Source organism: Stenotrophomonas sp. YJH_SMC_32, from assembly GCF_059369975.1.
Genome location: NZ_JCAFTE010000006.1, coordinates 25900 through 49436, shown reverse-complemented (window position 1 = coordinate 49436; position 23537 = coordinate 25900). Strand labels below are relative to the sequence as shown.

Genomic DNA, 23537 nt, shown 5'->3' with positions numbered 1-23537 from the left:
GCCAATGAGCAAGGAACTGTTGCTGGTAGTCGACGCAGTCGCCAACGAGAAGGGCGTGCCGCGTGAAGTGATCTTCGATGCCATCGAGGCCGCCCTGGCCTCGGCAGCGAAGAAGCGCTATCCCGAGGAGGAAGTGCTGACCCGCGTGGTCATCGACCACAAGGATGGCAGCTACGAAACCTTCCGCCGCTGGGAAGTGGTGGCCGATGACGTGGTGATGGAATCGCCGGATCGCCAGATCCGCCTGATGGACGCCGTCGACGAGGCCGAAGGCGTCGAGGTCGGCGACTACATCGAAGAGCAGATCGAGAACCCGGACTTCGGCCGCATCGCTGCCCAGGCCGCCAAGCAGGTCATCGTCCAGCGCGTGCGCGAAGCCGAGCGCCAGCAGGTCGTGGATGCATGGAAGGATCGCGTGGGTGAGCTGATCACCGGTGTGGTCAAGCGCGCCGAGCGCGGCAACATCTACGTCGATCTCGGTGGCAATGCCGAAGGCTTCATTCCGAAGGACAAGGGCATTCCGCGCGACGTGCTGCGTGCCGGCGACCGCGTGCGCGGCTACCTGGCCGAAGTGCGCTCGGAGCCGCGTGGCCCGCAGCTGTTCATCAGCCGCGCCGCGCCGGAGTTCATGATCGAGCTGTTCAAGCTGGAAGTGCCGGAAGTCGGCCAGGGCCTGGTGGAAATCAAGGCCTGCGCCCGCGATCCGGGCGACCGCGCCAAGATCGCCGTGCTGGCCCACGACCAGCGCACCGATCCGATCGGTGCCTGCATCGGCATGCGCGGTTCGCGCGTCCAGGCCGTGTCCAACGAGCTCAATGGCGAGCGCGTGGACATCGTGCTGTGGAACGACAACCCGGCCAACTTCGTCATCAACGCGATGGCGCCGGCTGAAGTGCAGTCGATCATCGTCGATGAGGACAAGCACTCGATGGACCTGGCCGTTGCCGAAGACCGCCTGGCCCAGGCGATCGGCAAGGGCGGCCAGAACGTGCGCCTGGCCAGCCGCCTGACCGGCTGGCAGCTCAACGTGATGACCCAGGACCAGGTCACTGCCAAGTCGGAGGCCGAGCAGGCTGCCGCCCGCCAGCTGTTCATGGACAAACTGGAAGTGGACGAGGAAATCGCCGGCATCCTGGTCAGCGAAGGCTTCGGCACCGTCGAGGAAATCGCATATGTCCCGGTCGGCGAACTGCTGGCCGTGGAAGGTTTCGACGAGGACATCGTCGAAGAGCTGCGCGCTCGTGCCCGCGATGCGCTGCTCAATGAGGCCCTGGCAGTCGAGGAAGGCCTTGAAGACGGCCAGCCGGCGCAGGACCTGCTGTCCCTGAAGGGCATGGACGAAGCCACTGCATATGCGCTGGCCGGCCACGGCGTGCGTACCAGCGAGGACCTGTCCGACCTGGCCGCCGACGAGGTCATGGACTTCGGCATCGAAGGACTGGATCAGGCGCGCGCCGCTGCGCTGATCCTGGCCGCCCGTGCCGAGGAGATCGCCCGACTGGAACGCGGCGAATGAGCCGGCAATGAACAGGGCCCTGAGCCGCTCAGGGCGTAGAATCCGCGCCACCTCCAGATGCGGGGGGGCGCCCACAAGATCATAGGATCCGAATGTCGCAGCAAACCACCATCCGCAAGCTTGCCGAACTGGTCAACACGCCGGTCGAAAAACTGCTGGAACAGCTGGCCGGTGCCGGCATGAAGTTCAGCGGTCCCGACCAGGTCGTGACCAGCTCCGAGAAGGTAAAGCTCCTGGGCTTCCTTCGTCGTTCGCACGGCAAGCCCGAGCAGGCCCCGGAAGAGACCGATCAGTCTGCAAAGAAGATCACGCTCAACCGCCGGAAGCAGCAGGAAGTGACGGTCAATTCCGGTCGCAGCAAGACGACCGTGAATGTCGAGGTGCGCCAGAAGCGTACCTACGTCAAGGATGGTGCTCGCGCCATGACGCCGGACGAAGAGCGCGCCGACATCCTGCGCAAGCTGGAAGAGTCGCGTGCGCGCAACCTCGCCGAACAGCAGGCCCTGGCCGAGAAGGATCGTCTGCGCGACGAGGCCATCGTCCGTGCCCGTGAGGAAGAGGCTGCCGCCAAGGAACGCGCCGAGGCCGAGAAGAAGGCCGCCGAGGAAGCTGCGGCTGCGGCCAAGGCGGCCGAGGCACTGGCCGCCAGCAAGCCCAAGCGTGCTCCGATCGACGAAACCGCGCCGCGCCCGCCGCGCGCCCCGGCCGCCGCCCCGGCTGCGCCGCGTGGTGCTCCGCCGCCGCCGCCGCGCAACGACGAGCGCAACAACCGCAGCGCGCCGCGCAACGAGCGTGGCCCGGGCGACCGCTTCGCCGGCCAGATGCACCTGTCGGCCGCCGACCGTGCGCGTCGTGGCAACAGCAACAACAGCAATTCGCGTGGACGTCCGGGTGGCCGCAACCAGTCCGGTGGCCGTCGCGACATGTCGCGTGGTGGCAACAATGCCGGTCCGCACGCGTTCGAACGCCCGACCGCACCGGTCGTGCGTGAAGTCGCGATCGGCGAGACCATCACCGTGGCCGACCTGGCGCAGAAGCTCGCGCTGAAGGGCGGCGAGGTGGTGAAGGCGCTGTTCAAGATGGGCGTGATGGCGACCATCACCCAGTCCATCGACCACGACACCGCTGCGCTGGTGACCGAAGAACTCGGCCACAAGGCAATCCGTGCCAACGACAACGATGCCGAAGACGCGCTGCTGGCTTCGACCGGTGAAAACCAGGGCGAAGCCGTACAGCGCCCGCCGGTGGTCACCATCATGGGTCACGTGGACCACGGCAAGACCTCGCTGCTGGACTACATCCGCCGCACCAAGGTTGCCCACGGCGAAGCCGGCGGCATCACCCAGCATATCGGCGCCTACCACGTCGAGACGCCCAAGGGCGTCATCAGCTTCCTGGATACCCCGGGCCACGCCGCGTTCACCTCGATGCGTGCCCGCGGTGCCAAGCTGACCGACATCGTGGTGCTGGTGGTTGCTGCCGACGACGGCGTCATGCCGCAGACCAAGGAAGCGATCCAGCACGCCCGTTCGGCGGGTGTGCCGCTGATCGTGGCGATCAACAAGATCGACAAGTCCGGTGCCGACCCGATGCGGGTCAAGAACGAGCTGCTCTCCGAGCAGGTCGTGGCCGAAGAGTTCGGTGGTGACATCCAGATGGTGGAGATCTCGGCCAAGACCGGCCTGGGCATCGACGACCTGCTGGACGCGGTGTCGGTGCAGGCCGAACTGCTGGAACTGAAGGCCGTCGACGAAGGTCGCGCCTCGGGCGTGGTGATCGAATCGTCGCTGGACAAGGGCCGCGGCCCGGTCGCTACGGTGCTGGTGCAGCAGGGCCGCCTGAAGAAGGGCGACTACCTGGTGTGCGGTATCCAGTACGGCCGCGTGCGTGCGCTGTTCGACGAAACCGGCAAGCAGCCGGAGTTCGCCGGCCCGTCGATCCCGGTGCAGGTCCTGGGCCTGTCCGGTGTGCCGGAAGCCGGAGACGACTTCGTGGTGGTCGAGGACGAGCGCCTGGCCAAGGATGTTGCCCAGCAGCGTGAGACCAAGCGCCGTGAATCGCGCCTGGTCGCCACCGCTGGCAGCCGCATGGAAGACATCATGGCGACCCTGGGCAAGGGCGAGGGCCAGCAGGTCCTCAACCTGGTCATCAAGGCCGACGTGCAGGGTTCGGTGCAGGCCCTGAGCCAGGCACTGGTCGCGCTGTCCAACGAAGACATCCGCATCAACGTGATCCACTCCGGCGTCGGCGGCATCACCGAATCGGATGCCAACTCGGCGGCTGCTTCGAAGGCCACCGTCATCGGCTTCAACGTGCGTGCGGATGCTTCGGCCCGTCGCATCATTGAATCCAACGGCGTCGACCTGCGTTACTTCTCGATCATCTATGACGTGATCGATCAGGTGAAGCAGGTGGCATCCGGTCTGCTGGGCGTGGAGATCCGCGAAGAGATCATCGGTATCGCCGAGGTCCGCGACGTCTTCCGCAGCTCCAAGCTGGGCGCCGTTGCCGGCTCGATGGTCATCGAGGGCGTGGTCAAGCGCAACAAGCCGATCCGCGTGCTGCGCGACAGCGTGGTGATCTTCGAGGGCGAGCTGGAATCGCTGCGTCGCTTCAAGGAGAACGTCGAGGAAGTCCGCAACGGTACCGAATGCGGTATCGCGGTGAAGGCCTACAACGACGTCAAGCCGGGCGACCAGATCGAGTGCTTCGAGCGTATCGAAGTGCCGCGCACCCTGTAATGCTGCAAGGTGGCCCGACCAACGGTCGGGCCCTACCATGTACCTGTAGCGCCCGACCGTTGGTCGGGCGACAATCGAATCAAAGGTAGCGCCCGACCGTTGGTCGGGCGACAACTGAACCAAGAGCTGCTCGTGCCCAAGACTTTCCATCGAACCGACCGTGTCTCCGCCCAGCTGCGCCGTGAACTCGGCACCCTGGTGCACAACGCCGTGCGCGAGCACGGGTTGCCCTCGGTGAGCGTGTCCGACGTGGAAATCACCCGCGACATGGCCCATGCCAAGGTGTTCGTCACCGCCCTGATGCCGGAACGCTCGGCTGAAGCCGTGGCCGGCCTGAAGGAGCTGGGCTACCGCCTGCGCATGGACCTGGCCCGCGCGATGAAGCTGCGCCACGTGCCGGAGCTGCATTTCCACTACGACGACTCGGTCGACCGTGGTGAGCACATCGACAACATCCTGCGCGACCTGCCCGATACGCTGGCCGCGGAAAAGCGTCGCGGGAGCGACGACGAATAACCGCGCGACGCCGGGCATGCCCGGCGTCGTTGCATTCCGGCTGTGCGACGTCTGACGCAGACCGCGCTGCGGCAGCCGAGCATGGCTCGGCTCTACAACATCCTGTCATGACCCGAATTCAGTTCCGCCGCCTGGATGGCATCCTGCTGCTCGACAAGTCGACCGGCATGAGCTCCAACGCCGCCCTGCAAGTGGCGCGCCGCCTGTTCCGTGCCGAGAAGGGTGGCCACACCGGCAGCCTCGACCCGTTGGCCACCGGCCTGCTGCCACTATGCTTCGGCGAGGCCACCAAGATCGCCGGCCTGCTGCTGGGTTCGGCCAAGGCGTACGATGCCGAGATCGTCCTCGGCCAGACCACGGATACCGATGATGCCGAGGGCCAGGTGCTGGTGCAGCGCCCGGTGCCGGCGATCAGCGCCGAGGCCCTGCAGGCTGCGCTGGCGCCATTGACGGGGAACATCCGTCAGCGGGCTCCGATCTATTCGGCGCTGAAGCAGGGCGGGGAACCGCTGTATGTGAAGGCCCGCCGCGGCGAGGCCATCGAGGCTCCGGAGCGCGAGGTCCAGGTGCACGCGATCGAGGTGCTCGAACAGCTGCCCGGGCGCCTGCACCTGCGCGTGACCTGTGGCTCCGGCACCTATATCCGCAGCCTGGCCCGCGATCTCGGCGAACGCCTGGGCTGTGGCGCCCACATCAGCGCGCTGCGCCGGCTGTGGGTCGAACCGTTCCGCGCGCCGGCGATGGTCACCCTGGACCAGTTGCGGGCGATGGCCGAGGCCGGCGACGAGGCGGGCATGGACGCGCTGCTGCTGCCGCTGGCAGCCGGCCTGGCTGGATACCCGCGGGTCGACCTCGATGCCGGGCAGACCCACCGCTTCTGCGTCGGCCAGCGCCAGCGTGACGCGTCCTGGCCGCATGGCCTGGTGGCCGTGTTCGGTCCGGACGATGCTGTCCAGGGCCTGGGCCAGGTCGACGACAGTGGCCTGCTGGCCCCGCAGCGCCGTTTCAACCTCTGACCGGGGCAGGGTGGTTCAGCCCCGGTCCTTGTCCCGGAAGCCCCTGGCCGTTACAATTTCGCGGCCGTTTTCCGGCAACCTGCCTCGCGCAGGTTTCATCCTCGTAGTCCACGGCGAGCCTGGCGGTGCGCGAAGTGCGTTCCTGCCGGCCACGCATCACAGAGAAAAAAGAAATGTCGATCGACACCCAGAAGGTCATTGAAGACAACAAGCGCAGCGCCGCTGACACCGGCTCCCCGGAAGTCCAGGTTGCTCTGCTGACCGCCCGCATCGAACTGCTGACTGGCCACTTCAAGACCCACAAGAAGGATCACCACAGCCGCCGCGGCCTGCTGCAGATGGTCAACCGCCGTCGCAGCCTGCTCGACTACCTGAAGAAGAAGGACGTCGAGCGTTACAAGGCCCTGATCGAAAAGCTTGGCCTGCGTCGCTAAGCAACGAATCCCCCGCGGCGCAGCGATGCGCCGCGGTTTTGTTTTGTAGCACCGCAATCCCCGATTCAGGCCGGAACGATCCGGCCACCCGCTGGCGGCAAGGGTCGCCGACGGTCCAAATTCGCAGACAGCATCCCCAAGGACACCCTCCGTGGCAAAAATCACCAAAACCTTCCAGTACGGCAAGCACACCGTCACGCTTGAGACCGGCGAAGTCGCCCGCCAGGCCAGCGGCGCGGTCATCGTCAAGATGGACGACACCGTACTGCTGGTCACCGCCGTCGCCGCCAAGAGCGCGCGCGAAGGCCAGGACTTCTTCCCGCTGACCGTCGATTATCAGGAAAAGTTCTACGCCGGCGGCCGCATCCCGGGTGGTTTCTTCAAGCGTGAAGGCCGTGCGACCGAGAAGGAAACGCTGATCTCGCGTCTGATCGACCGTCCGATCCGTCCGCTGTTCCCGGAAGACTACAAGAACGAAGTGCAGATCATCGCCACGGTCATGTCGCTGAACCCGGACGTGGACGGCGACATCCCGGCCCTGATCGGCGCCTCGGCTGCCCTGGCCCTGGCCGGCACCCCGTTCATGGGCCCGATCGGCGCTGCCAAGGTCGGCTACAAGAACGGCGAGTACATCCTGAACCCGACCGTCAGCGAACTGGCTGACTCGCAGCTGGAACTGGTTGTCGCCGGTACCTCCAATGCCGTGCTGATGGTCGAATCCGAAGCCGCGCTGCTGTCCGAAGAAGTGATGCTGGGCGCCGTGACTTTCGGTCACCGCGAAATGCAGAAGGTCATCAACGCGATCAACGAGCTGACCGTCGAAGCTGGCACCAAGCCGTCGACCTGGGAAGCCCCGGCCAAGAACGACGCGCTGATCTCCGCCCTGAAGGAAGCCATCGGCCCGCGCCTGGGCGAAGCCTTCCAGGTGCGTGACAAGCTGCAGCGCCGTGACGCCATCTCGGCGATCAAGAAGGACGTGTTCGAAGCCCTGGCGGGCCGTGTGGCCGCCGAAGGCTGGAACCCGGCTGAGCTGTCGAAGGAATTCGGCGAACTGGAATACCGCACCATGCGTGACTCGGTGCTGGACACCAAGGTCCGCATCGACGGCCGTGCGCTGGACACCGTCCGCCCGATCACCGTGAAGACCGGCGTGCTGCCGCGTACCCACGGTTCCTCGCTGTTCACCCGTGGCGAAACCCAGGCCATCGTGACCATCACCCTGGGCACCGCCCGTGACGGCCAGGTCATCGACGCCGTTGCCGGTGAGTACAAGGAAAACTTCCTGTTCCACTACAACTTCCCTCCGTTCTCGGTGGGTGAGTGCGGCCGCATGATGGGCCCGAAGCGCCGCGAAATCGGCCACGGTCGTCTGGCCAAGCGCGGCGTGCTGGCTGTCATGCCGTCGCTGGAAGCCTTCCCGTACACCATCCGCGTCGTCTCGGAAATCACCGAGTCGAACGGTTCTTCGTCGATGGCGTCGGTCTGCGGCTCGTCGCTGGCCCTGATGGACGCCGGCGTGCCGGTGAAGGCTCCGGTGGCAGGCATCGCCATGGGTCTGGTCAAGGAAGGCGACCGTTTCGTGGTCCTGTCCGACATCCTGGGTGACGAAGATCACCTGGGCGACATGGACTTCAAGGTGGCCGGTACCGCTGAGGGCATTTCCGCCCTGCAGATGGACATCAAGATCGAAGGCATCACCGAAGAGATCATGAAGCAGGCCCTGCAGCAGGCCAAGGCTGGCCGTCTGCACATCCTGGGTGAAATGGCCCACGGCCTGACCGCTCCGCGTGAGGAGCTGTCGGACTACGCGCCGCGCCTGCTGACCATCAAGATCCACCCGGACAAGATCCGCGAAGTGATCGGCAAGGGTGGCTCGACCATCCAGGCCATCACCAAGGAAACCGGCACTCAGATCGACATCCAGGACGACGGCACCATCGTCATCGCGTCGGTCAACGCCATCGCTGCCCAGGCCGCCAAGGCCCGCATCGAGCAGATCACCTCGGACGTCGAGCCGGGCCGCATCTACGAAGGCAAGGTCGCCAAGATCATGGACTTCGGTGCGTTCGTTACCATCCTGCCGGGCAAGGACGGCCTGGTCCACGTGTCGCAGATCTCCAGCGAGCGCGTCGAGAAGGTCGGCGACAAGCTGAAGGAAGGCGATGTGGTCAAGGTCAAGGTGCTGGAAGTCGACAAGCAGGGCCGTATCCGCCTGTCGATGAAGGCAGTCGAAGAGGGCGAAGGCGCCAGCGCCGAATAATCGGTACTGCTGATCGTGCGGTGGGTGAGGACCGTTGGTCCTCACGCTTTCGCAAATGAAAAAGCGGGCTTCGGCCCGCTTTTTCTTTGCCTCGATGTTGTGAAGGGAAGCTCATCCAGGTCGCTGCATGTCCTGCTGCAGTGCATGATCGCCGCCACGCGGCCATCGTTCTGTCACGGTTGCACGGATCGCACCTGTCCATGGGACGACATGCCGCGACATCCGCACCACAGCCCCATCGGTTTGCTAACGTGACGGCGCCTTTGAACCGGGAGATCCCATGTTCCGCCAGACCGTGGCCGTCCTTGCCGTGCTGATTGCCGGTGCCCTGCCCATTGCCGCGCACGCAGCGCCCGCACCGCCGCCGATCTTCGGCGCCTACTACCCTGGCGGATCGGCCGAGCGCTATCCGGTGTCGAGCATTCCGGCCGAGCGCCTGACCCACCTGTTCTACGCGTTCTCCACCATCGAGGACGGCCGCTGCACGGTCGGTGCGGAAGCGCCGAAGAATTTCGCCGCACTGGCCGAACTCAAGAAGGCGCATCCGCACCTGCGCACGCTGATTTCGATCGGTGGCTGGGGCGCGGGTGGGTTCTCCGATGCAGCGCTGACCGAGGCCAGCCGCAGGCGCCTGGTCGATTCGTGCATGGCGCTGTTCTTCGAACGCCACGCCGGCAGCTTCGATGGCGTGGACATCGACTGGGAATTCCCGGTCAGTGGCGGACCGAAGGAGCTGGCGCATCGCCCGCAGGATCGCGCCAACCTGACCCGGCTTGCGCAGTCCTTCCGTCAGGCACTCGATGCACGCGGTCGCAAGGTGGGCCAGCCGATGCTGCTGACCGCCGCGTTGGCCGCCGGCCGCCTGCAGACCGACGGTCCCTATGATCCAGCGGCGAGCTACGACCTGCCGGCGCTGGCCAGGGTATTCGATTTCATCAACCTGATGAGCTACGACATGGGCACCGGCTTTTCGTCGGTGTCGACCTTCAATGCGCCCTTGCATGAAGTGCCGGCCGATCCGCTGGCGCCGGAGCTGCGCCGCTGGAACAACGTGGCCGGCGCCGTGCAGTACTACCGTGAACATGGCGTGCCGGCCGACAAGCTGGTGCTGGGCGTGCCGTTCTACGGGCGCGGCTTCAAGGTCACCGGCGATGCACCGGACGGCCTGTATCAGCCCTACAGTGCACCGGCCGATGCCGGCGACTGGCGGGTGATCAAGGCGCGCTATCTCGACCAGCCGGGTTGGACCAGGCACTGGCAGCCGCAGGCGCAGAGCCCGTGGCTGTACAACGCCGGGCAGAAAATCCTCATCAGCTATGAGGACCCGCGTTCGATCGGCCTGCGTGCGCAGTTCGCCCGCGAGCAGGGCCTGGCCGGAGTGTTCATGTGGGAGCTGACCGGTGACGACGATCAGGCCAGCCTGCTCAACGCCATGCTCGGCCCGTGGCAGAAGGCTCGCATCGGCGATTGAGCACCGGGTGGCGCCGGCCGATGCCCGGCGCCATGCTGCAACGCCAGCGACCCGACACCGCACAGTGCGATGACGCCGGCGGCGCTACGCTTTGCGCATGATCCATCTCGAACGCCTGGATCACCTGGTTCTCACCGTCGCCGACATCGAACGCAGCTGTGACTTCTACCAGCGCGTGCTCGGCATGCAGGTCGTACGCTTCGGCGCGGGACGTAGCGCGCTGCAGTTCGGCCAGCAGAAGATCAACCTGCATCCGGCCAATGCGCCACTGCAGCCGCATGCGCTGCGACCCACGCCGGGGAGTGCCGATCTGTGCCTGGTCACGCGCACAGTGATGGTCGATGTGCTGGCACACCTGCAGGCGCAGGCCATTGTGGTGGAGGAGGGGCCGGTCGCGCGTACCGGTGCGCTGGGACCGATCGAATCAGTGTACTTCCGCGACCCGGATGGCAACCTGATCGAAGTGAGTCGTTACCCGGGCGAAGAGCGCCCGCAGCGGTAGCGCCGGCCCGTGTCCGGCGACGCTTCAGTTCGCCCAGACGCTGTTCGGATCGCCGTTGCGGGCGCGGCGCTGGCTGGCGACGGCCAGGCGGGCGAAGCCGAAGGCCATGGCCAGCGCGATGGCATCGATCCAGAACAGCGGCCACTGGCCACGCGCGGCGGCGCGCCACAGCCAGTCACCATTGAGTGCACCGTGCAGGACCGGCACCAGTGCAGTGCTGATCGCTGCGGCCCACAGCAGTTCGCGCGCGGCCTGCGCGGGGCGGCGCAGTGCAGCCCACAGCGCACAGGCTGCCCAGCTGCCGAAGCAGGCCCAGCGGATGCCGTGGTCGACCGCCGACGGTGCCAGCCGCTCCAGCACCAGTGCGGTGACGAACGCGACCGAGATCGCCACGCACAGGCCGATGCACACGCCGACCGTGGCCCGCGCCATGTTCACACCGGCACGTGGCTGTTGTGGCTGGCGACGCTTGCGCCGCGACTCGATCCACAGCAGGTTGCCGGAGTAGAACAGGAACGCACCACCGAGGCCGAGCAGGAAGTACATCCAGACCACCACGCCGTTGCCGAACTCACCGAAGTGCAGCGCGTAGGCGGCGCTGAGCGTGGCGTGGTTGGCGTCGCGCTGGCCCGGCAGCTGCGACGCGAGCAGGTTGCCGGTGGCGACGTCCAATGCCACGGCACCAAGCGGGCCGAGGGTGCCACTGGCCTCGCCGGTGATCTCGATCGTGGCGTTGGCATCGCCGCCATTGGCCAGCTTCAGGTAGGCCGGTTCAAAGTTGGCCACGCCCTGCGCGCGGGCCACTTCAAGTGCGCGCGCATGCAGCACGCGCAGGCTGCCCGGTGGCGCCGGAATCCCGCTGGCATCGCGCACCGGCGCAGTGTCCATCGCGGTCGGTACCGCTTGCAGCGCCTTGCCGTCGTAGATCAGCGGATTGAGCAGGGCCATCTGCACGAACACCAGGCACAGCAGGGCGCCCGTGACTGCGAACATCAGGTGGAAAGGCAGGCTGAGCACGCCGATCACGTTGTGCGCGTCCTGCCACAGCTGCTTCAGGTTGCGGCCCGGGCGCAGCGCGAACAGGTCGCCGAACAGCCTCGGCAGGTGGATCACCAGGCCGCTCAGCAGCGCCATGCCATACAGCAGGCTGACGATGCCCATCACATAGATGCCGGCCACCGGCAGGCCGAGGCTGTAGTGCAGTTCGTTGACCAGTTCTGCCAGTCCGGTCTGCGGCGGCGAGGGGCTGCCGGCGATCTGGCCCGGCCAGGCGTAGCGCCAGCTGCCGTCATCGGCCTGCCAGTACGCCAGGGGCTGCGGGTGTTCGGTGCCGGGGAAGGTCATGCCAACGTGGCGGCGGGCCTCCGGGTGTGTCGCCAGTACGTCTTCCAGCAGGTACTGCGCATCGTCCAGGCCCGCCGGCAAGGCGGTGGCTGCGCCCGGGGTCTGCCACAGCGGCAAGTCGTGATGGAACAGGGTCAGCGCACCCGCATAGAAGGCCACGAAAAGGCCGAAGCCGGCGACCAGGCCGACCCAGGTGTGCAGGGTGGTGAACGTGCGCAGCGTCTGCGAACTGAACTTCATGGGGGAGCTCTCATTGCACCGCGCCGGTCAGGCGCAGCAGCCCGAGCACGGCGAAGCCGGCCGCGGCGCTGCCACCCAGAACCAGCCAGGCGCGCAGTGCGCTGCGGAAGCTGAACGCCCACAGGGCGGCCAGCATCCATAACGGGATGAAGGCGATCAGGGTCGGCACCAGTGCGCGCTGCCACGGGCCGGGCGGCAGCCAGGCCAGCAGGCCGGTGGCGGCGGCCGCAAGCAGGAAGCCAGCGATGATGCCGGCGATGGCGCGCGACCACATCACGGCGACTCCGTGCCCGGGCGATGCCAGGCGGCCAGCGCCGGCAGCAGCATCGCGGCGAGCATCCAGGTGCACAGCATCGCCACCAGACCGGCAGCGAAGCCGAGTTCGGCCATCCACAACCACAGGGCAGCAGCGGCGGCGACCAGGCCGATCTGGCGGCCGAGGCGACCGGCGCGGCGCAGGCGGGGCCAACGGCAGTGCGGCGAGGCGGCGTAGAAGGCCAGTGCCGAAAACATCGCTGCCAGCATGCCCAGGCTGCAGAAGCCCAGGGTGGAAAGGCCGACGGTGATCATTGCGGGCGGGCGCCGCGGCAGTGGGCCGGCGAACGCGGGGCACGGGCGGGGCCGGCGGGAGCCGGTCGGAGCGGGTGGCGCATCACGAGGTCCTGGGGGAAGCGGGCAGGCTGGCACGGGGCGGGCTGCGCGGACATGGTAATCATTGCGTTTTCACGCCGCCAGCGCCGGCCATTCAGCGGACCGCACGGCAGCCCTTGGGCTTTCCGGTGCGCTGGTTTAAGATCGTCGCAGACTCCTGACTGGAACAAGGTGGCCCGCGCCCAGCGCCGGCCGAGCGTGCGACATGAGCACTACCACCGCCCACTGTTGACCTGCCCCCGAAGGCCCTGTGTTCCAGGCGCCCTCGCGGCGCTTTTTTATTGCCCGGGCCGCGGCCCGGGAACGCTTTCCAGCCCGCCCCGCGGGCCCCGCACGAAGCCACTGCGATGATCAACATTACCCTTCCCGACGGCAGCCGCCGCGAGTTCGAAAATCCCGTCAGCGTCATGGACGTCGCCCAGTCGATCGGTGCCGGCCTGGCCAAGGCCACCATCGCCGGTTCCGTCGATGGCGTGCTGGTCGATGCCAGCGACGTCATCGACCACGATGCCAGCCTGCGCATCATCACCGCCAAGGACGAGGAGGGCGTGGAGATCATCCGCCACTCCTGCGCCCACCTGGTCGGTCACGCCGTCAAGCAGCTGTACCCGGACGTGAAGATGGTGATCGGCCCGGTGATCGCCGAGGGCTTCTACTACGACATCTATTCCGAGCGCCCGTTCACGCCGGACGACATGGCCGCGATCGAGAAGCGCATGGGTGAACTGATCGCCCAGGACTACGACGTCATCAAGAAGATGACGCCGCGCGCCGAGGTGATCGAGATCTTCAAGGCCCGTGGCGAGGACTACAAGCTGCGCCTGATCGAAGACATGTCCGACGACATCCAGGCGATGGGCATGTACTACCACCAGGAATACGTGGACATGTGCCGGGGCCCGCACGTGCCGAACACGCGCTTCCTGAAGGCCTTCAAGCTGACCCGCATCTCCGGCGCCTACTGGCGCGGCGACGCGCAGAACGAGCAGCTGCAGCGCATCTACGGCACCGCCTGGGCTGACAAGAAGCAGCTGGAGGCGTACATCAAGCGCATCGAGGAAGCCGAGATGCGCGACCACCGCCGCATCGGCAAGCAGCAGGACCTGTTCCACCTGCAGGAAGAAGCCCCGGGCCTGGTGTTCTGGCACCCGAAGGGCTGGGCACTGTGGCAGGTGGTCGAGCAGTACATGCGCAAGGTCTACCGCAGCAGCGGCTACGGCGAAGTGCGCTGCCCGCAGATCCTGGACGTGAGCCTGTGGAAGAAGTCCGGCCACTGGGACAACTACCAGGACAACATGTTCTTCACCGAATCGGAGAAGCGCACGTACGCGGTCAAGCCGATGAACTGCCCGGGCCACATCCAGGTGTTCAACCAGGGCCTGCACAGCTACCGCGACCTGCCGATCCGCTACGGTGAGTTCGGTTCCTGCCACCGCAACGAGCCGTCCGGCGCGCTGCACGGCATCCTGCGCGTGCGTGGTTTCACCCAGGACGACGGCCACGTGTTCTGCACGGAAAACCAGATCGAGTCGGAAGTGACGGCCTTCCACCAGCAGGCGCTGGCGGTTTACCGGCACTTCGGCTTCGACGAGATCCAGATCAAGATCGCGCTGCGTCCGGAGTCGCGCCTGGGTGACGACGCCACCTGGGACAAGGCCGAAGGCGCGCTGCGCTCGGCGCTGACCGCCTGTGGCGTGGAATGGCAGGAGCTGCCGGGCGAGGGTGCCTTCTACGGCCCGAAGATCGAGTACCACCTGAAGGACGCGATCGGCCGTACCTGGCAGCTGGGCACCATGCAGGTCGACTTCATGATGCCGGGCCGCCTGGGCGCCGAGTACGTGGACGAGAACAGCCAGAAGAAGCACCCGGTCATGCTGCACCGCGCCATCGTCGGCTCGATGGAGCGCTTCCTGGGCATCCTGATCGAGCACCATGCCGGCCAGTTCCCGGCCTGGCTGGCACCGACCCAGGTGGTGGTGGCCAACATCACCGACGCCCAGGCCGACTACGTCTCGGGCGTGACCAAAACCCTTGCGGAGCAAGGCTTCCGCGTCAGCTCGGATTTGCGTAACGAGAAGATCGGCTATAAAATCCGCGAGCATACGTTGCAGCGCGTGCCCTACCTGCTGGTCATCGGTGACCGCGAGAAGGAGAATGGGGCTGTGGCGGTGCGTACGCGTTCTGGCGAAGACCTGGGCAGCATGAGCCTGCAGGCCTTCATCGAGCGGCTCCAGGCCGAGGGCGCGTAAGCAAAGGTCCGGTCCGGGCGCACAGGCACCCGGACCGGTTCGATACCCTTGGGAGAACGTAATATCAGCACCCCTGACAACAAACAGAACCGCAAGAATCAGGAAATCCGTGTGCCGCGCGTCCGCGTGATCGGCAGTGACGGAGAAATGATCGGCGTGTTGTCGCGCGACGAAGCGCTGTCCATGGCCGAAGATGAAGGCCTGGACCTGGTCGAGATCCAGCCGCAGGCCGATCCGCCGGTCTGCAAGATCATGGACTTCGGCAAGTTCAAGTTCGAAGCGCAGAAGAAGGCCAGCGAGGCCAAGAAGAAGACCAAGCAGGTCGAGATCAAGGAAGTGAAGTTCCGTCCGGTCACGGACGAGGGCGACTACCAGATCAAGCTGCGCAAGATGCGCGGGTTCCTTGAAGAAGGCGACAAGATCAAGGTCAACATCCGCTTCCGTGGCCGTGAAATGAGCCACCAGGAACTGGGTCGTGAAATGGCCAACCGGATCGAGGCCGATCTGGGCGAGGATATCGTCATTGAATCCCGTCCGCGCCTGGAAGGGCGTCAGATGGTCATGATGATCGCGCCGAAGAAGAAGACCTGAGGCCGGACGGGCCGCCTTCCGGGGCGCCTGGCTGAATGGTTCAGGATAAAGGGACGCCGCTGGCGTCCCTTTGCTTTTGCAGGATGCCGGTGAAGTGCCGGCGAAAGGGCTGCAGGGGCTGGTGGCAGGGCGGTTTTGCCTGTATCATGCCCGGCTCGACCCACCCAGGACGGGTCGTACGCCGATCATGGCAGGACGGAAAGAGCGGCCCAGGCCGCCGCCAGATCAGTCAGAAACCGGGGTCATATCCCATCAAGGACATTGCAATGCCCAAGATCAAGACCAACCGGGCAGCGGCCAAGCGTTTCCGCAAGACCGCCTCGGGCAAGTACAAGTGCGGCCACGCCAACCGTAGCCACATCCTCACGAAGAAAGCGACCAAGCGTAAGCGTAATCTGCGTCAGACGGGCCATGTCCGTGCAGAAGACGCAGGCCGTCTGGACCGCATGCTCCCTTACCTCTGAGGAACTGAAAAATGGCACGAGTTAAGCGTGGCGTACAGGCGCGTCGCCGCCACAAGAAGATTCTGGATCTCGCCAAGGGCTATTACAACGCCCGTCGCAAGGTCTTCCGCGTCGCCAAGCAGGCGGTCATCAAGGCACAGCAGTACGCCTACATCGGCCGTAAGCAGAAGAAGCGCAACTTCCGTTCGCTGTGGATCACCCGTATCAATGCGGCTGCCCGCATCAACGGCCTGAGCTACAGCCGCTTCATGAACGGCCTGCTGAAGGCTGGCATCACCCTGGATCGCAAGGTCCTGGCTGACATCGCCGTGCACGACGCAGCCGGTTTTGCTGCGCTGGCCGAAAAGGCCAAGGGCGCGCTGGCGGCATAAGTCCTTCCCGATGCCGTAACCGTTCACTCGGAACGGTGTCAGGTCAAGGCAATGCATGGGGAAGGGCGCAAGTCCTTCCCCATTCTTTTTTGGGTTCCGGCGAGGCCATGGCGGCAGCGCGGGGACGGCGGTGGCGACAGGGGTCGGCCCTTCGCGCATCGCGATGGCAGATCGACTGGAGTTCCGGCCCCCCATGAGCGACATCCAATCCCTCACCACCCAGGCGCTGGCCGATGTGGCCGCCGCACAGAGTCCCGACGTGCTGGAACAGCTGCGCGTGGCCCTGCTTGGCAAGAGTGGCAGCATCACCTCGCAGCTCAAGCAGCTCGGCGCCCTGCCGGCGGACGAGCGCAAGGCCGCTGGTGAAGCGATCAACCAGGCCCGCGACGCGCTGACCCGCGCGCTGGGCGAGCGCAAGGCGCTGCTGGAAGACGCAGCGCTGGATGCGCGCCTGGCCGCCGAAGCCATCGACATCACCCTGCCGGGCCGCAACGGCGACCGTGCCGGCCTGCACCCGATCACCCGCACCCTGGAGCGCATCACCGGCATCTTCGGCCGGCTGGGCTACGAGCTGTCGGAAGGGCCGGAGATCGAGGACGACTGGCACAATTTCGAGGCGCTGAACTTCCCGCCGCACCATCCGGCGCGCGCCATGCACGACACCTTCTACTTCGGCGACGGCCGCCTGCTGCGCACGCACACCTCCGGCGTGCAGGTGCGCTACATGGGCGACCACGCGCCGCCACTGCGCATGATCGCCGCCGGCAAGGTGTACCGCAGCGACAGCGACCAGACCCATTCGCCGATGTTCCACCAGGTGGAAGGCCTGCTGGTGGACGAGCATTCGACCTTCGCCGACCTGAAGGGCACGCTGGCCGAGTTCGTGCGCGCGTTCTTCGAGCGCGACTTCGAGATGCGCTTCCGCCCCAGCTATTTCCCGTTCGTGGAGCCGGGCGCGGAAGTGGACATTGCCTGGCAGCAGCCCGACGGCAGCACCCGCTGGCTGGAAGTGCTGGGCTGCGGCATGGTCCATCCGAACGTGCTGCGCAACGTCGGCATCGATCCGGAGCGCTACACCGGCTTCGCGTTCGGCATGGGCGTGGAGCGTTTCGCGATGCTTCGTTACGGCGTCAACGATCTGCGCGCGTTCTTCGAGAACGACGTGCGATTTCTGAAACAGTTCGCGTAAGCCGCAACCATGTAGAGCCGAGCCATGCTCGGCTGCTCCTAAATTCGCAGGCCCAGGCGCATGCGCCGGGCCCACCAGGGTGACACCATGAAATTCTCCGAAAACTGGCTGCGCAGCCATGTCCCGACCGGCGCCTCGCGCGATGAACTGAGTGCAGTGCTGACCGCCATCGGCCTGGAAGTGGAAGAAGTGACCGCGCTGGGCGAAGGCCTCGATCACGTGGTCGTGGCGCGCATCGTCGAGGCCGTGCGCCATCCCGAAGCTGATCGCCTGCAGGTGTGCAGGGTCGATGCCGGTCAGGGCGAACTGCTGCAGATCGTCTGCGGCGCACCGAACGCGCGCCCGGGCCTGGTCGCGCCGCTGGCCATGGTGGGTGCGCAGATCGGCGAGCTGAAGATCAAGCCGGCCAAGCTGCGCGGCGTCGAGTCCAACGGCATGCTGTGCTCGGCCAAGGAGCTGGGCCTGGACAACGATGCCTCCGGCCTGCTGGAGCTGCCCGATGACGCGCCGGTCGGCCAGGCCCTGGTCGACTACCTGGGCCTGCCGGACGCCAGCATCGAGATCAAGCTGACCCCGAACCGCGCCGACTGCTTCAGCCTGCGCGGCATCGCCTATGACGTCGCCGCCGCCACCCGCAGCGAAGTGCTGGACTTCGCTGCCGAGGCCATTCCGGCAGTCGGCAGCCGTGAGCTGAGCATCCAGCTCGACGCCGGCGCCGAAGCGCCGCGTTACCTGGGCCGTGTCATCGAGGGCGTCAACGCCGCCGCCAAGACTCCGTTGTGGATGGCCGAGCGCCTGCGCCGCAGTGGCGTGCGTCCGGTCTCGCTGCTGGTCGACATCACCCAGTATGTGATGCTGGAGCTGGGCCAGCCGATGCATGCCTACGACCTTGGCACCCTGCAGGGCAGCATTGCCGTGCGCCGTTCGCGCGCGGGCGAGACGCTGAAGCTGCTGGACGGCCGCGATGCCGCGCTGGACGACAGCTTCCTGGTGGTCACCGACGCCGATCGTGCGATCGGCCTGGCTGGCCTGATGGGCGGCTTCGACACCCGTGTCACCGACGCAACCACCGCCGTGTTCCTGGAAGCCGCGCACTTCGCGCCGGCTGCGATCATGGGCCGTGGCCGCAAGCTGGGCCTGCACACCGATGCCGGCCACCGCTTCGAGCGCGGCGTCGATCCGGCGCTGCCGCGCATCGCGATCGAGTACGCCACTCGCCTGGTGCTGGACCTGGCGGGCGGCACCCCGGCGCCGGTTACCGAGGCCGTGCGTGAAGCCGATCTGCCGCAGCCGGCAACCATCGTGCTGCGCCGCGCCCGCATCACCCGCGTGCTCGGCATCACCATCGACGATGCGGAAGTCGAGCGCATCCTGCGCGCGCTGGGCATGGACGTGGTTGCTGCTGCCGACGGCTGGCAGGTGGTCGCGCCGAGCCGCCGCTTCGACATCGCCATTGAAGAAGACCTGATCGAAGAGCTGGCCCGCATCCACGGTTACGAGCAGATCCCGACCACGCTGCCGGGCGGTGCCGCCCGCGTGGCGATGCCGAGCGAGACCCAGCTGGACGCGCTGAGCGTGCGCCGCCAGCTGATCGCCCGTGACCAGCAGGAAACCGTCAATTTCGCCTTCGTCGACGATGCGCTGCTGGCCCAGTGGCAGCTGCGCGACGGCCTGGTGCCACTGGCCAATCCACTGTCGGCCGAACTGGCGGTAATGCGTCCGTCGCTGCTGCCGGGCCTGGTCGCCACACTGGGCCGCAACGCCGCCCGCCAGCTCGGCCGCGTGCGCCTGTTCGAGCTCGGCCGCGTGTTCGCCCAGCAGGCCGGAGATGGCCAACCGGCACCGCTGGAAACGCCGCGCGTGGCGGCAGCTGTCTGCGGTGACGCGCAGGCGGTGCAGTGGGGCCTGCCGACTCGCAAGGTCGACTTCCATGATCTGAAGGGCGACCTGGAATCGCTGGCGGCTGCCAGTGGTGCGGTACTGGAGTTCCGCCCGTCGGCCCGTGCCTACGGCCACCCGGCGCGGTCGGCCGAGGTGTTCCGCGATGGCGTGGCGATCGGCTGGATCGGCCAGATCCACCCGCGTCTGGCCAAGGCGATGGATATCGAGGCCGATGTCTACGCCTTCGAGCTGGATCTGGAACCGCTGACCGCCCGTCGCCTGCCACGTGCCGGCGAGCTGTCGCGCTTCCCGGCGGTGCGTCGCGACCTCGCGTTCCTGGTGCCTGAACAGGTGGCCTGGGCCGATCTGGCGGCGACCGTGCGCCAGGCCGCCGGCCCGCTGCTGCGCGACCTGAACCTGTTCGACCGTTACGTCGGCCAGGGCGTCGAGCCGGGATTCAAGAGTCTCGCTATGGGCTTGATTTTGCAGGACAAGTCGCGCACTCTGACGGACCGCGACGTGGATGCGGTGGTGGCCGAGGCGGTCACTGCCATCGAGCGTGAACACCACGCCCGGATCCGCGGCTGAGCGGGCGGCACTCGGGGGTAGCAGGCAATGGCATTGACCAAGGCGGAGATGGCGGAAAAGCTGTTCGACGAAGTCGGTCTGAACAAGCGGGAAGCCAAGGAATTCGTCGACGCGTTTTTCGATGTGCTGCGTGAAGCATTGGAACAGGGACGTCAGGTGAAGCTGTCGGGCTTCGGTAATTTCGATCTGCGGCGCAAGAACCAGCGCCCGGGTCGCAACCCGAAGACCGGCGAGGAAATTCCGATTTCCGCCCGTACGGTGGTCACCTTCCGTCCGGGCCAGAAGCTCAAGGAGAGGGTGGAAGCTTATGCTGGATCCGGGCAGTAATCGCGAACTACCGCCGATCCCGGCCAAGCGCTACTTCACCATCGGTGAGGTCAGCGAGCTGTGCGACGTCAAGCCGCACGTCCTGCGCTACTGGGAAACCGAGTTTCCCAGCCTTGAGCCGGCCAAGCGCCGAGGCAACCGCCGCTACTACCAGCGCCATGACGTGCTGATGGTGCGGCAGATCCGCAGCCTGCTGTACGAACAGGGCTACACCATCGGTGGTGCACGCCTGCGCCTGGATGGTCCCGATGCCCGCGAGGAATCGGCGCTGAGCAACCAGATCATCAAGCAGGTGCGCATGGAGCTGGAAGAAGTGCTGCAGTTGCTGCGCCGCTGATCCAATTTCCATCGTAATCCGCTATACTTCACGGCCCGCCGCACTGGCGGGCACATCGCAGCATCAGTCGGGGCGTAGCGCAGCCTGGTAGCGCATCTGCCTGGGGGGCAGAGGGTCGTCGGTTCGAATCCGGCCGTCCCGACCAAAAGCAGCGATAGAACAAGGGCTTGCGCCATGCGGTGCAGGCCCTTTTTCGTTGTGCACCCTATTACCACCCTATCGCCACCCTATCGAGGTAGCGCGATACCCGTGGTGACCGGCTGCCACGGCGCTTCATGGCCACCCAGGTAATGCTCAGTCATCGACGCGTTGCCGTGTCCCATCAGCGCTTGAATCTGTTCCGTGGTCCAGCCCGCATCGCGCAGCAGCGCACCGCCCAGGCTGCGGATCTCATGGAATGTTGGCGGTGCTTCGCCACCCACGCCGGCAGCATCGCGTGCCTTTGCGAACGCACGCGACAGCTGCTCGGGCAGCACCTGCGTGTGGTGCGCTCGGTCCTTCGCGCGCTTGTCGCTGGGCCTGGCCTTTTCCGGCAGGCGGTGGATCACGAACGGCGAAACCACGTCATCGCGGCACCTGGCCAGCAGGTCGAGCAGCGGCCCGGCCACGGCGATCTGTAGTCGAACGTTCGTCGAGCCCTCGGTTTTCGACGGCACTACCCACAGGTGGCCGTCGCGCACGTCGGCAAACTTCACCGTCACCAGCCGTATCCTTCCGGCCATGCGTTCTTCCCACGGCTTCCGCACCGCCCCAATCCCCTCTGGCTGGGTCCAGACCGGCGAGCGCTGGGCGCTTTGGTACAACGGCCGGGAGACGGCCAGCGTCACGCCCGACGGCGGTCCCGGGGTCCGGCTATGGATGGAAGGCCAGAAGATGTGGCAGGTGAAGGAAGTGCGCGCGGCCAACGTCCGGCAGGCGAAGCGGTACGCCGAGCGCTGGTGCGCGGCCAGGCTGTATCCCGATCTTCCCCTGCGCCAGGCGGTCGCCCGGCTGACCGACAGCACTCCGATCCAGCCCGAGCCGCCGCTGCCAGGCCTGCCGCCGACGCGCGAGCAGCAGCAACAGGCCCGGCGCCTGGCCGAGGCCGGGCGGTTGGAACTGGCGCGGATCAAGGAAGCGCTGGAACCGCGCCGACCGCCGAAGGAGACCAAGCCCAGGGCGAGGGATCCGATGAAGGCGTGGGTCAAGGCAGGTAGAGAGCAGCTGTCCCGCGCTCGAATCTGATCCCCCGTTCAGGGGAGGCGGTCGACTCAAAATGCTTGCCACACTTGCCCTTTCACCAGAGAGAGCAATGATGAACGCTACCAATCGAAAGACCGCCAGCTTCGGAGTGCCGTGGGAATCGGCCTACGGGTACGTACAGGCCGTCCGCGTCAACAACACGATCTTCGTGTCCGGCCAGCTCTCGCACACGCCGCAGGGCGAGCTGGTTGCGCCGGCGGAGCTGGGGGCCGACGGCAAGCCCGCCAACTTCGATACCATGGAAGCCCAGATGAGGCGCACCTACGAGAACGCGCAGGTGCTGCTGGCAGAGCTGGGTGGGTCGATCGCGGACGTGGTCGAGGAAACGCTGTTCGTCATCGACGTTCCGGCCGCTTTCGCGGCCAGTAGCAAAGTCCGGCCGGCCGCGTATGGCCAGCCGGTGCCGCAGGTGGCCAGCAACCTGATCGGGGTCTCGGCGTTGGCCTTCCCCGAGCAGCTGATTGAGATTGCCTTCCGGGCGGAAGTCCAGGGTTAAGGCACTATGTGGGCGGGGCTTGCTCCGCCCGTTCCTTGCGGTGAGTACGCCACCGATGGTTCCTACGAGCGCCTCGGCCCGGACAAAGCCAGGACGATCTCCGGCGTGCCGTACGCTACTTCTCCGCAGCGGGCTTGGCGCGGGGCTTCAATCTGAAGCTCACGCCCATCCGGTTGATCGCGTTCATGGCCGCAATGGTGAGCGTGAGGTCGACCAGGTCTTTCTCGCCGAATACTGCGGCTACTTTTTCGTACGCCTCATCAGATGCATGGGTTTCGCTCACGAGCGTCACTTCCTCTGCCCATGCCAGTGCGGCGCGCTCTTGTTCGGAGAATAGATAGGCGGCCTCGTGCCAAACAGGTAGGAGAGCGATGGTGTCGAACGGCATGCCTTCCTTAAGCAGATCACGGGTATGAATGTCGATGCAGTGGGCGCAGCCGTTTAGCTGCGACACACGCAAAAACACCAGATGCACCAGTTTCGGCGGCAGAGAGGTGCCCGCGGTCACAAAGTGATGCAGTTGCCCCACGGCTTTGGCGCCCTCGGGAGAGACTACGAACCAGTTCGCTCGATTCATTTTAATGGGTCCTTTTCGGGTATCTGTGGGGCCGGAATCGCCCCACCCGAAGCAAGGACGCCGACGGGCAGCAGTTCGTGACACCTGCCTAGGCTCGTCGCGATCCGCTGCATGTACGCTCGCCGAGGAAGGGGATGCTGGCCGTGGGGCGCTAGATACGGGGCGCGGCGGGGAGCACCCGGAGAAGATCCTCGATTGGCGGGACAGGGAAGGGGATTGGCTGAAGGGGGGATCGCATCGCCGCCGTTCGGATGGCGTCGGGTAGAGCCGCCATATGCACCCTATCGGCTCGTAAGTGATTGATCGGATTGGGGCGCAATTTGCACTTTTGGGATGCCCTGCGAAGGCCTGAAACCCTTACAGATCAACGGGATGGGCCTATCTGGAACGATGCCTGGGGGCAGAGGGTCGTCGGTTCGAATCCGGCCGTCCCGACCACTGTGATGAATCAAGAAGCCCGCGCAGCGATGCGTGGGCTTTTTTGTGCGTGCGGTGTATGCTGCGCGCCACTCGTACTACCGCGGCTGCTGAACC

At 66.1% G+C, this 23537-nt stretch carries 23 protein-coding genes and 1 tRNA gene; 19 read left to right on the top strand and 5 right to left on the bottom strand.

The features are described from left to right. Positions 1-4: 4 nt before the first annotated feature. The 8 genes from nusA to AC5P7S_RS10375 all read left to right on the top strand — a co-directional run bounded on the left by nusA (position 5) and on the right by AC5P7S_RS10375 (position 10456). Positions 5-1516, top strand: a complete 1512-nt coding sequence (gene nusA / locus AC5P7S_RS10410) for a transcription termination factor NusA (protein WP_005417911.1) — start codon at positions 5-7, stop codon at positions 1514-1516. Between the two features lie 92 nt (positions 1517-1608). After that, entirely contained in the window at positions 1609-4257 is a 2649-nt protein-coding gene (infB, locus tag AC5P7S_RS10405; RefSeq protein WP_053499259.1) for a translation initiation factor IF-2, read from the top strand. A 132-nt stretch (positions 4258-4389) separates the two neighbouring features. Further along, on the top strand, positions 4390-4773 hold the full coding sequence (rbfA, locus tag AC5P7S_RS10400) for a 30S ribosome-binding factor RbfA (protein ID WP_065179361.1): 384 nt from the start codon (positions 4390-4392) through the stop codon (positions 4771-4773). Positions 4774-4880: 107 nt separating this feature from the next. Then, positions 4881-5789, top strand: coding sequence for a tRNA pseudouridine(55) synthase TruB (gene truB / locus AC5P7S_RS10395; RefSeq protein ID WP_005417888.1), 909 nt, complete (start codon positions 4881-4883; stop codon positions 5787-5789). A 173-nt stretch (positions 5790-5962) separates the two neighbouring features. After that, on the top strand, positions 5963-6223 hold the full coding sequence (rpsO, locus tag AC5P7S_RS10390; protein ID WP_005417886.1) for a 30S ribosomal protein S15: 261 nt from the start codon (positions 5963-5965) through the stop codon (positions 6221-6223). Between the two features lie 151 nt (positions 6224-6374). Beyond that, the gene (pnp, locus tag AC5P7S_RS10385; RefSeq protein ID WP_005417884.1) at positions 6375-8483 is read left to right on the top strand and encodes a polyribonucleotide nucleotidyltransferase; all 2109 of its coding nucleotides are present in this window, start codon (positions 6375-6377) and stop codon (positions 8481-8483) included. 280 nt (positions 8484-8763) lie between these two features. Continuing rightward, on the top strand, positions 8764-9954 hold the full coding sequence (locus AC5P7S_RS10380) for a glycoside hydrolase family 18 protein (RefSeq protein WP_095377624.1): 1191 nt from the start codon (positions 8764-8766) through the stop codon (positions 9952-9954). A gap of 97 nt (positions 9955-10051) precedes the next feature. Continuing rightward, complete coding sequence (locus AC5P7S_RS10375) at positions 10052-10456, top strand: VOC family protein (RefSeq protein ID WP_005417880.1); 405 nt, start codon at positions 10052-10054, stop codon at positions 10454-10456. A gap of 24 nt (positions 10457-10480) precedes the next feature. On the opposite strand, the gene AC5P7S_RS10370 is transcribed toward AC5P7S_RS10375, so the two are convergent. The 3 genes from AC5P7S_RS10370 to AC5P7S_RS10360 are packed head-to-tail and all read right to left on the bottom strand — an operon-like array spanning position 10481 to position 12610. Next, positions 10481-12040 carry a PepSY-associated TM helix domain-containing protein gene (locus AC5P7S_RS10370; RefSeq protein WP_005417878.1) on the bottom strand — a complete coding sequence of 520 codons (1560 nt, stop codon included), beginning with the start codon at positions 12038-12040 and terminating at the stop codon, positions 10481-10483. Positions 12041-12050: 10 nt separating this feature from the next. After that, a complete protein-coding gene (locus AC5P7S_RS10365; RefSeq protein WP_049452537.1) occupies positions 12051-12314 on the bottom strand; it encodes a hypothetical protein in 264 nt (87 codons plus the stop codon). Beyond that, the gene (locus tag AC5P7S_RS10360; protein ID WP_005410439.1) at positions 12314-12610 is read right to left on the bottom strand and encodes a hypothetical protein; all 297 of its coding nucleotides are present in this window, start codon (positions 12608-12610) and stop codon (positions 12314-12316) included. The genes AC5P7S_RS10365 and AC5P7S_RS10360 overlap by 1 nt, the downstream gene beginning before the upstream one ends. 428 nt (positions 12611-13038) lie before the next feature. Here AC5P7S_RS10360 and thrS point away from each other — a divergent pair, with 428 nt between their 5' ends. The 9 genes from thrS (at position 13039) to AC5P7S_RS10315 (ending at position 20833) form a co-directional block, all read left to right on the top strand. After that, on the top strand, positions 13039-14940 hold the full coding sequence (thrS, locus tag AC5P7S_RS10355) for a threonine--tRNA ligase (RefSeq protein ID WP_005417872.1): 1902 nt from the start codon (positions 13039-13041) through the stop codon (positions 14938-14940). A gap of 48 nt (positions 14941-14988) precedes the next feature. Next, positions 14989-15531 (top strand): translation initiation factor IF-3, encoded by a 543-nt coding sequence (gene infC, locus AC5P7S_RS10350; protein WP_080104334.1) that lies wholly within the window; start codon positions 14989-14991, stop codon positions 15529-15531. Between the two features lie 266 nt (positions 15532-15797). Next, positions 15798-15995 carry a 50S ribosomal protein L35 gene (rpmI, locus tag AC5P7S_RS10345; protein WP_005410436.1) on the top strand — a complete coding sequence of 66 codons (198 nt, stop codon included), beginning with the start codon at positions 15798-15800 and terminating at the stop codon, positions 15993-15995. Positions 15996-16006: 11 nt separating this feature from the next. After that, positions 16007-16366 (top strand): 50S ribosomal protein L20, encoded by a 360-nt coding sequence (rplT, locus tag AC5P7S_RS10340; RefSeq protein WP_005410435.1) that lies wholly within the window; start codon positions 16007-16009, stop codon positions 16364-16366. A 193-nt stretch (positions 16367-16559) separates the two neighbouring features. Next, a complete protein-coding gene (locus AC5P7S_RS10335; RefSeq protein ID WP_005417865.1) occupies positions 16560-17555 on the top strand; it encodes a phenylalanine--tRNA ligase subunit alpha in 996 nt (331 codons plus the stop codon). A gap of 87 nt (positions 17556-17642) precedes the next feature. Then, on the top strand, positions 17643-20024 hold the full coding sequence (gene pheT, locus AC5P7S_RS10330; RefSeq protein WP_053499262.1) for a phenylalanine--tRNA ligase subunit beta: 2382 nt from the start codon (positions 17643-17645) through the stop codon (positions 20022-20024). Between the two features lie 27 nt (positions 20025-20051). Continuing rightward, positions 20052-20351: an integration host factor subunit alpha gene (locus AC5P7S_RS10325; protein WP_005410432.1), complete on the top strand. Its 300-nt coding sequence runs from the start codon at positions 20052-20054 to the stop codon at positions 20349-20351. After that, positions 20332-20688 carry a MerR family transcriptional regulator gene (locus AC5P7S_RS10320; RefSeq protein ID WP_005410431.1) on the top strand — a complete coding sequence of 119 codons (357 nt, stop codon included), beginning with the start codon at positions 20332-20334 and terminating at the stop codon, positions 20686-20688. Before AC5P7S_RS10325 ends, AC5P7S_RS10320 begins: the two co-directional genes overlap by 20 nt. Positions 20689-20756: 68 nt before the next feature. Then, positions 20757-20833, top strand: a tRNA-Pro gene (locus tag AC5P7S_RS10315). An 82-nt stretch (positions 20834-20915) separates the two neighbouring features. Here the strand turns inward: AC5P7S_RS10315 and AC5P7S_RS10310 are convergent. Continuing rightward, entirely contained in the window at positions 20916-21389 is a 474-nt protein-coding gene (locus AC5P7S_RS10310) for a tyrosine-type recombinase/integrase (protein WP_005417861.1), read from the bottom strand. Positions 21390-21408: 19 nt separating this feature from the next. Here AC5P7S_RS10310 and AC5P7S_RS10305 point away from each other — a divergent pair, with 19 nt between their 5' ends. After that, positions 21409-21912: a hypothetical protein gene (locus tag AC5P7S_RS10305; RefSeq protein WP_170944905.1), complete on the top strand. Its 504-nt coding sequence runs from the start codon at positions 21409-21411 to the stop codon at positions 21910-21912. Positions 21913-21982: 70 nt separating this feature from the next. Further along, positions 21983-22426 carry a RidA family protein gene (locus AC5P7S_RS10300; protein ID WP_495213629.1) on the top strand — a complete coding sequence of 148 codons (444 nt, stop codon included), beginning with the start codon at positions 21983-21985 and terminating at the stop codon, positions 22424-22426. Between the two features lie 115 nt (positions 22427-22541). Here AC5P7S_RS10300 and AC5P7S_RS10295 read toward each other — a convergent pair whose 3' ends face one another. Further along, positions 22542-23003, bottom strand: a complete 462-nt coding sequence (locus AC5P7S_RS10295; RefSeq protein ID WP_019660562.1) for a carboxymuconolactone decarboxylase family protein — start codon at positions 23001-23003, stop codon at positions 22542-22544. Positions 23004-23537 lie beyond the last annotated feature (534 nt).

Bases quoted from the DNA above. Each gene is read 5' to 3' on its own strand.
- AC5P7S_RS10320 (WP_005410431.1), top strand. From the start codon at position 20,332: ATGCTGGATCCGGGCAGTAATCGCGAACTACCGCCGATCCCGGCCAAG.
- nusA (WP_005417911.1), top strand. From the start codon at position 5: ATGAGCAAGGAACTGTTGCTGGTAGTCGACGCAGTCGCCAACGAGAAG.
- AC5P7S_RS10370 (WP_005417878.1), bottom strand. From the start codon at position 12,040: ATGAAGTTCAGTTCGCAGACGCTGCGCACGTTCACCACCCTGCACACC.
- AC5P7S_RS10375 (WP_005417880.1), top strand. From the start codon at position 10,052: ATGATCCATCTCGAACGCCTGGATCACCTGGTTCTCACCGTCGCCGAC.
- AC5P7S_RS10360 (WP_005410439.1), bottom strand. From the start codon at position 12,610: ATGATCACCGTCGGCCTTTCCACCCTGGGCTTCTGCAGCCTGGGCATG.
- AC5P7S_RS10380 (WP_095377624.1), top strand. From the start codon at position 8,764: ATGTTCCGCCAGACCGTGGCCGTCCTTGCCGTGCTGATTGCCGGTGCC.
- AC5P7S_RS10305 (WP_170944905.1), top strand. From the start codon at position 21,409: ATGCGTTCTTCCCACGGCTTCCGCACCGCCCCAATCCCCTCTGGCTGG.
- rpsO (WP_005417886.1), top strand. From the start codon at position 5,963: ATGTCGATCGACACCCAGAAGGTCATTGAAGACAACAAGCGCAGCGCC.
- rplT (WP_005410435.1), top strand. From the start codon at position 16,007: ATGGCACGAGTTAAGCGTGGCGTACAGGCGCGTCGCCGCCACAAGAAG.
- truB (WP_005417888.1), top strand. From the start codon at position 4,881: ATGACCCGAATTCAGTTCCGCCGCCTGGATGGCATCCTGCTGCTCGAC.
- pheT (WP_053499262.1), top strand. From the start codon at position 17,643: ATGAAATTCTCCGAAAACTGGCTGCGCAGCCATGTCCCGACCGGCGCC.
- thrS (WP_005417872.1), top strand. From the start codon at position 13,039: ATGATCAACATTACCCTTCCCGACGGCAGCCGCCGCGAGTTCGAAAAT.
- AC5P7S_RS10295 (WP_019660562.1), bottom strand. From the start codon at position 23,003: ATGAATCGAGCGAACTGGTTCGTAGTCTCTCCCGAGGGCGCCAAAGCC.
- AC5P7S_RS10300 (WP_495213629.1), top strand. From the start codon at position 21,983: ATGAACGCTACCAATCGAAAGACCGCCAGCTTCGGAGTGCCGTGGGAA.
- AC5P7S_RS10365 (WP_049452537.1), bottom strand. From the start codon at position 12,314: ATGTGGTCGCGCGCCATCGCCGGCATCATCGCTGGCTTCCTGCTTGCG.
- rpmI (WP_005410436.1), top strand. From the start codon at position 15,798: ATGCCCAAGATCAAGACCAACCGGGCAGCGGCCAAGCGTTTCCGCAAG.
- infB (WP_053499259.1), top strand. From the start codon at position 1,609: ATGTCGCAGCAAACCACCATCCGCAAGCTTGCCGAACTGGTCAACACG.
- AC5P7S_RS10335 (WP_005417865.1), top strand. From the start codon at position 16,560: ATGAGCGACATCCAATCCCTCACCACCCAGGCGCTGGCCGATGTGGCC.
- AC5P7S_RS10325 (WP_005410432.1), top strand. From the start codon at position 20,052: ATGGCATTGACCAAGGCGGAGATGGCGGAAAAGCTGTTCGACGAAGTC.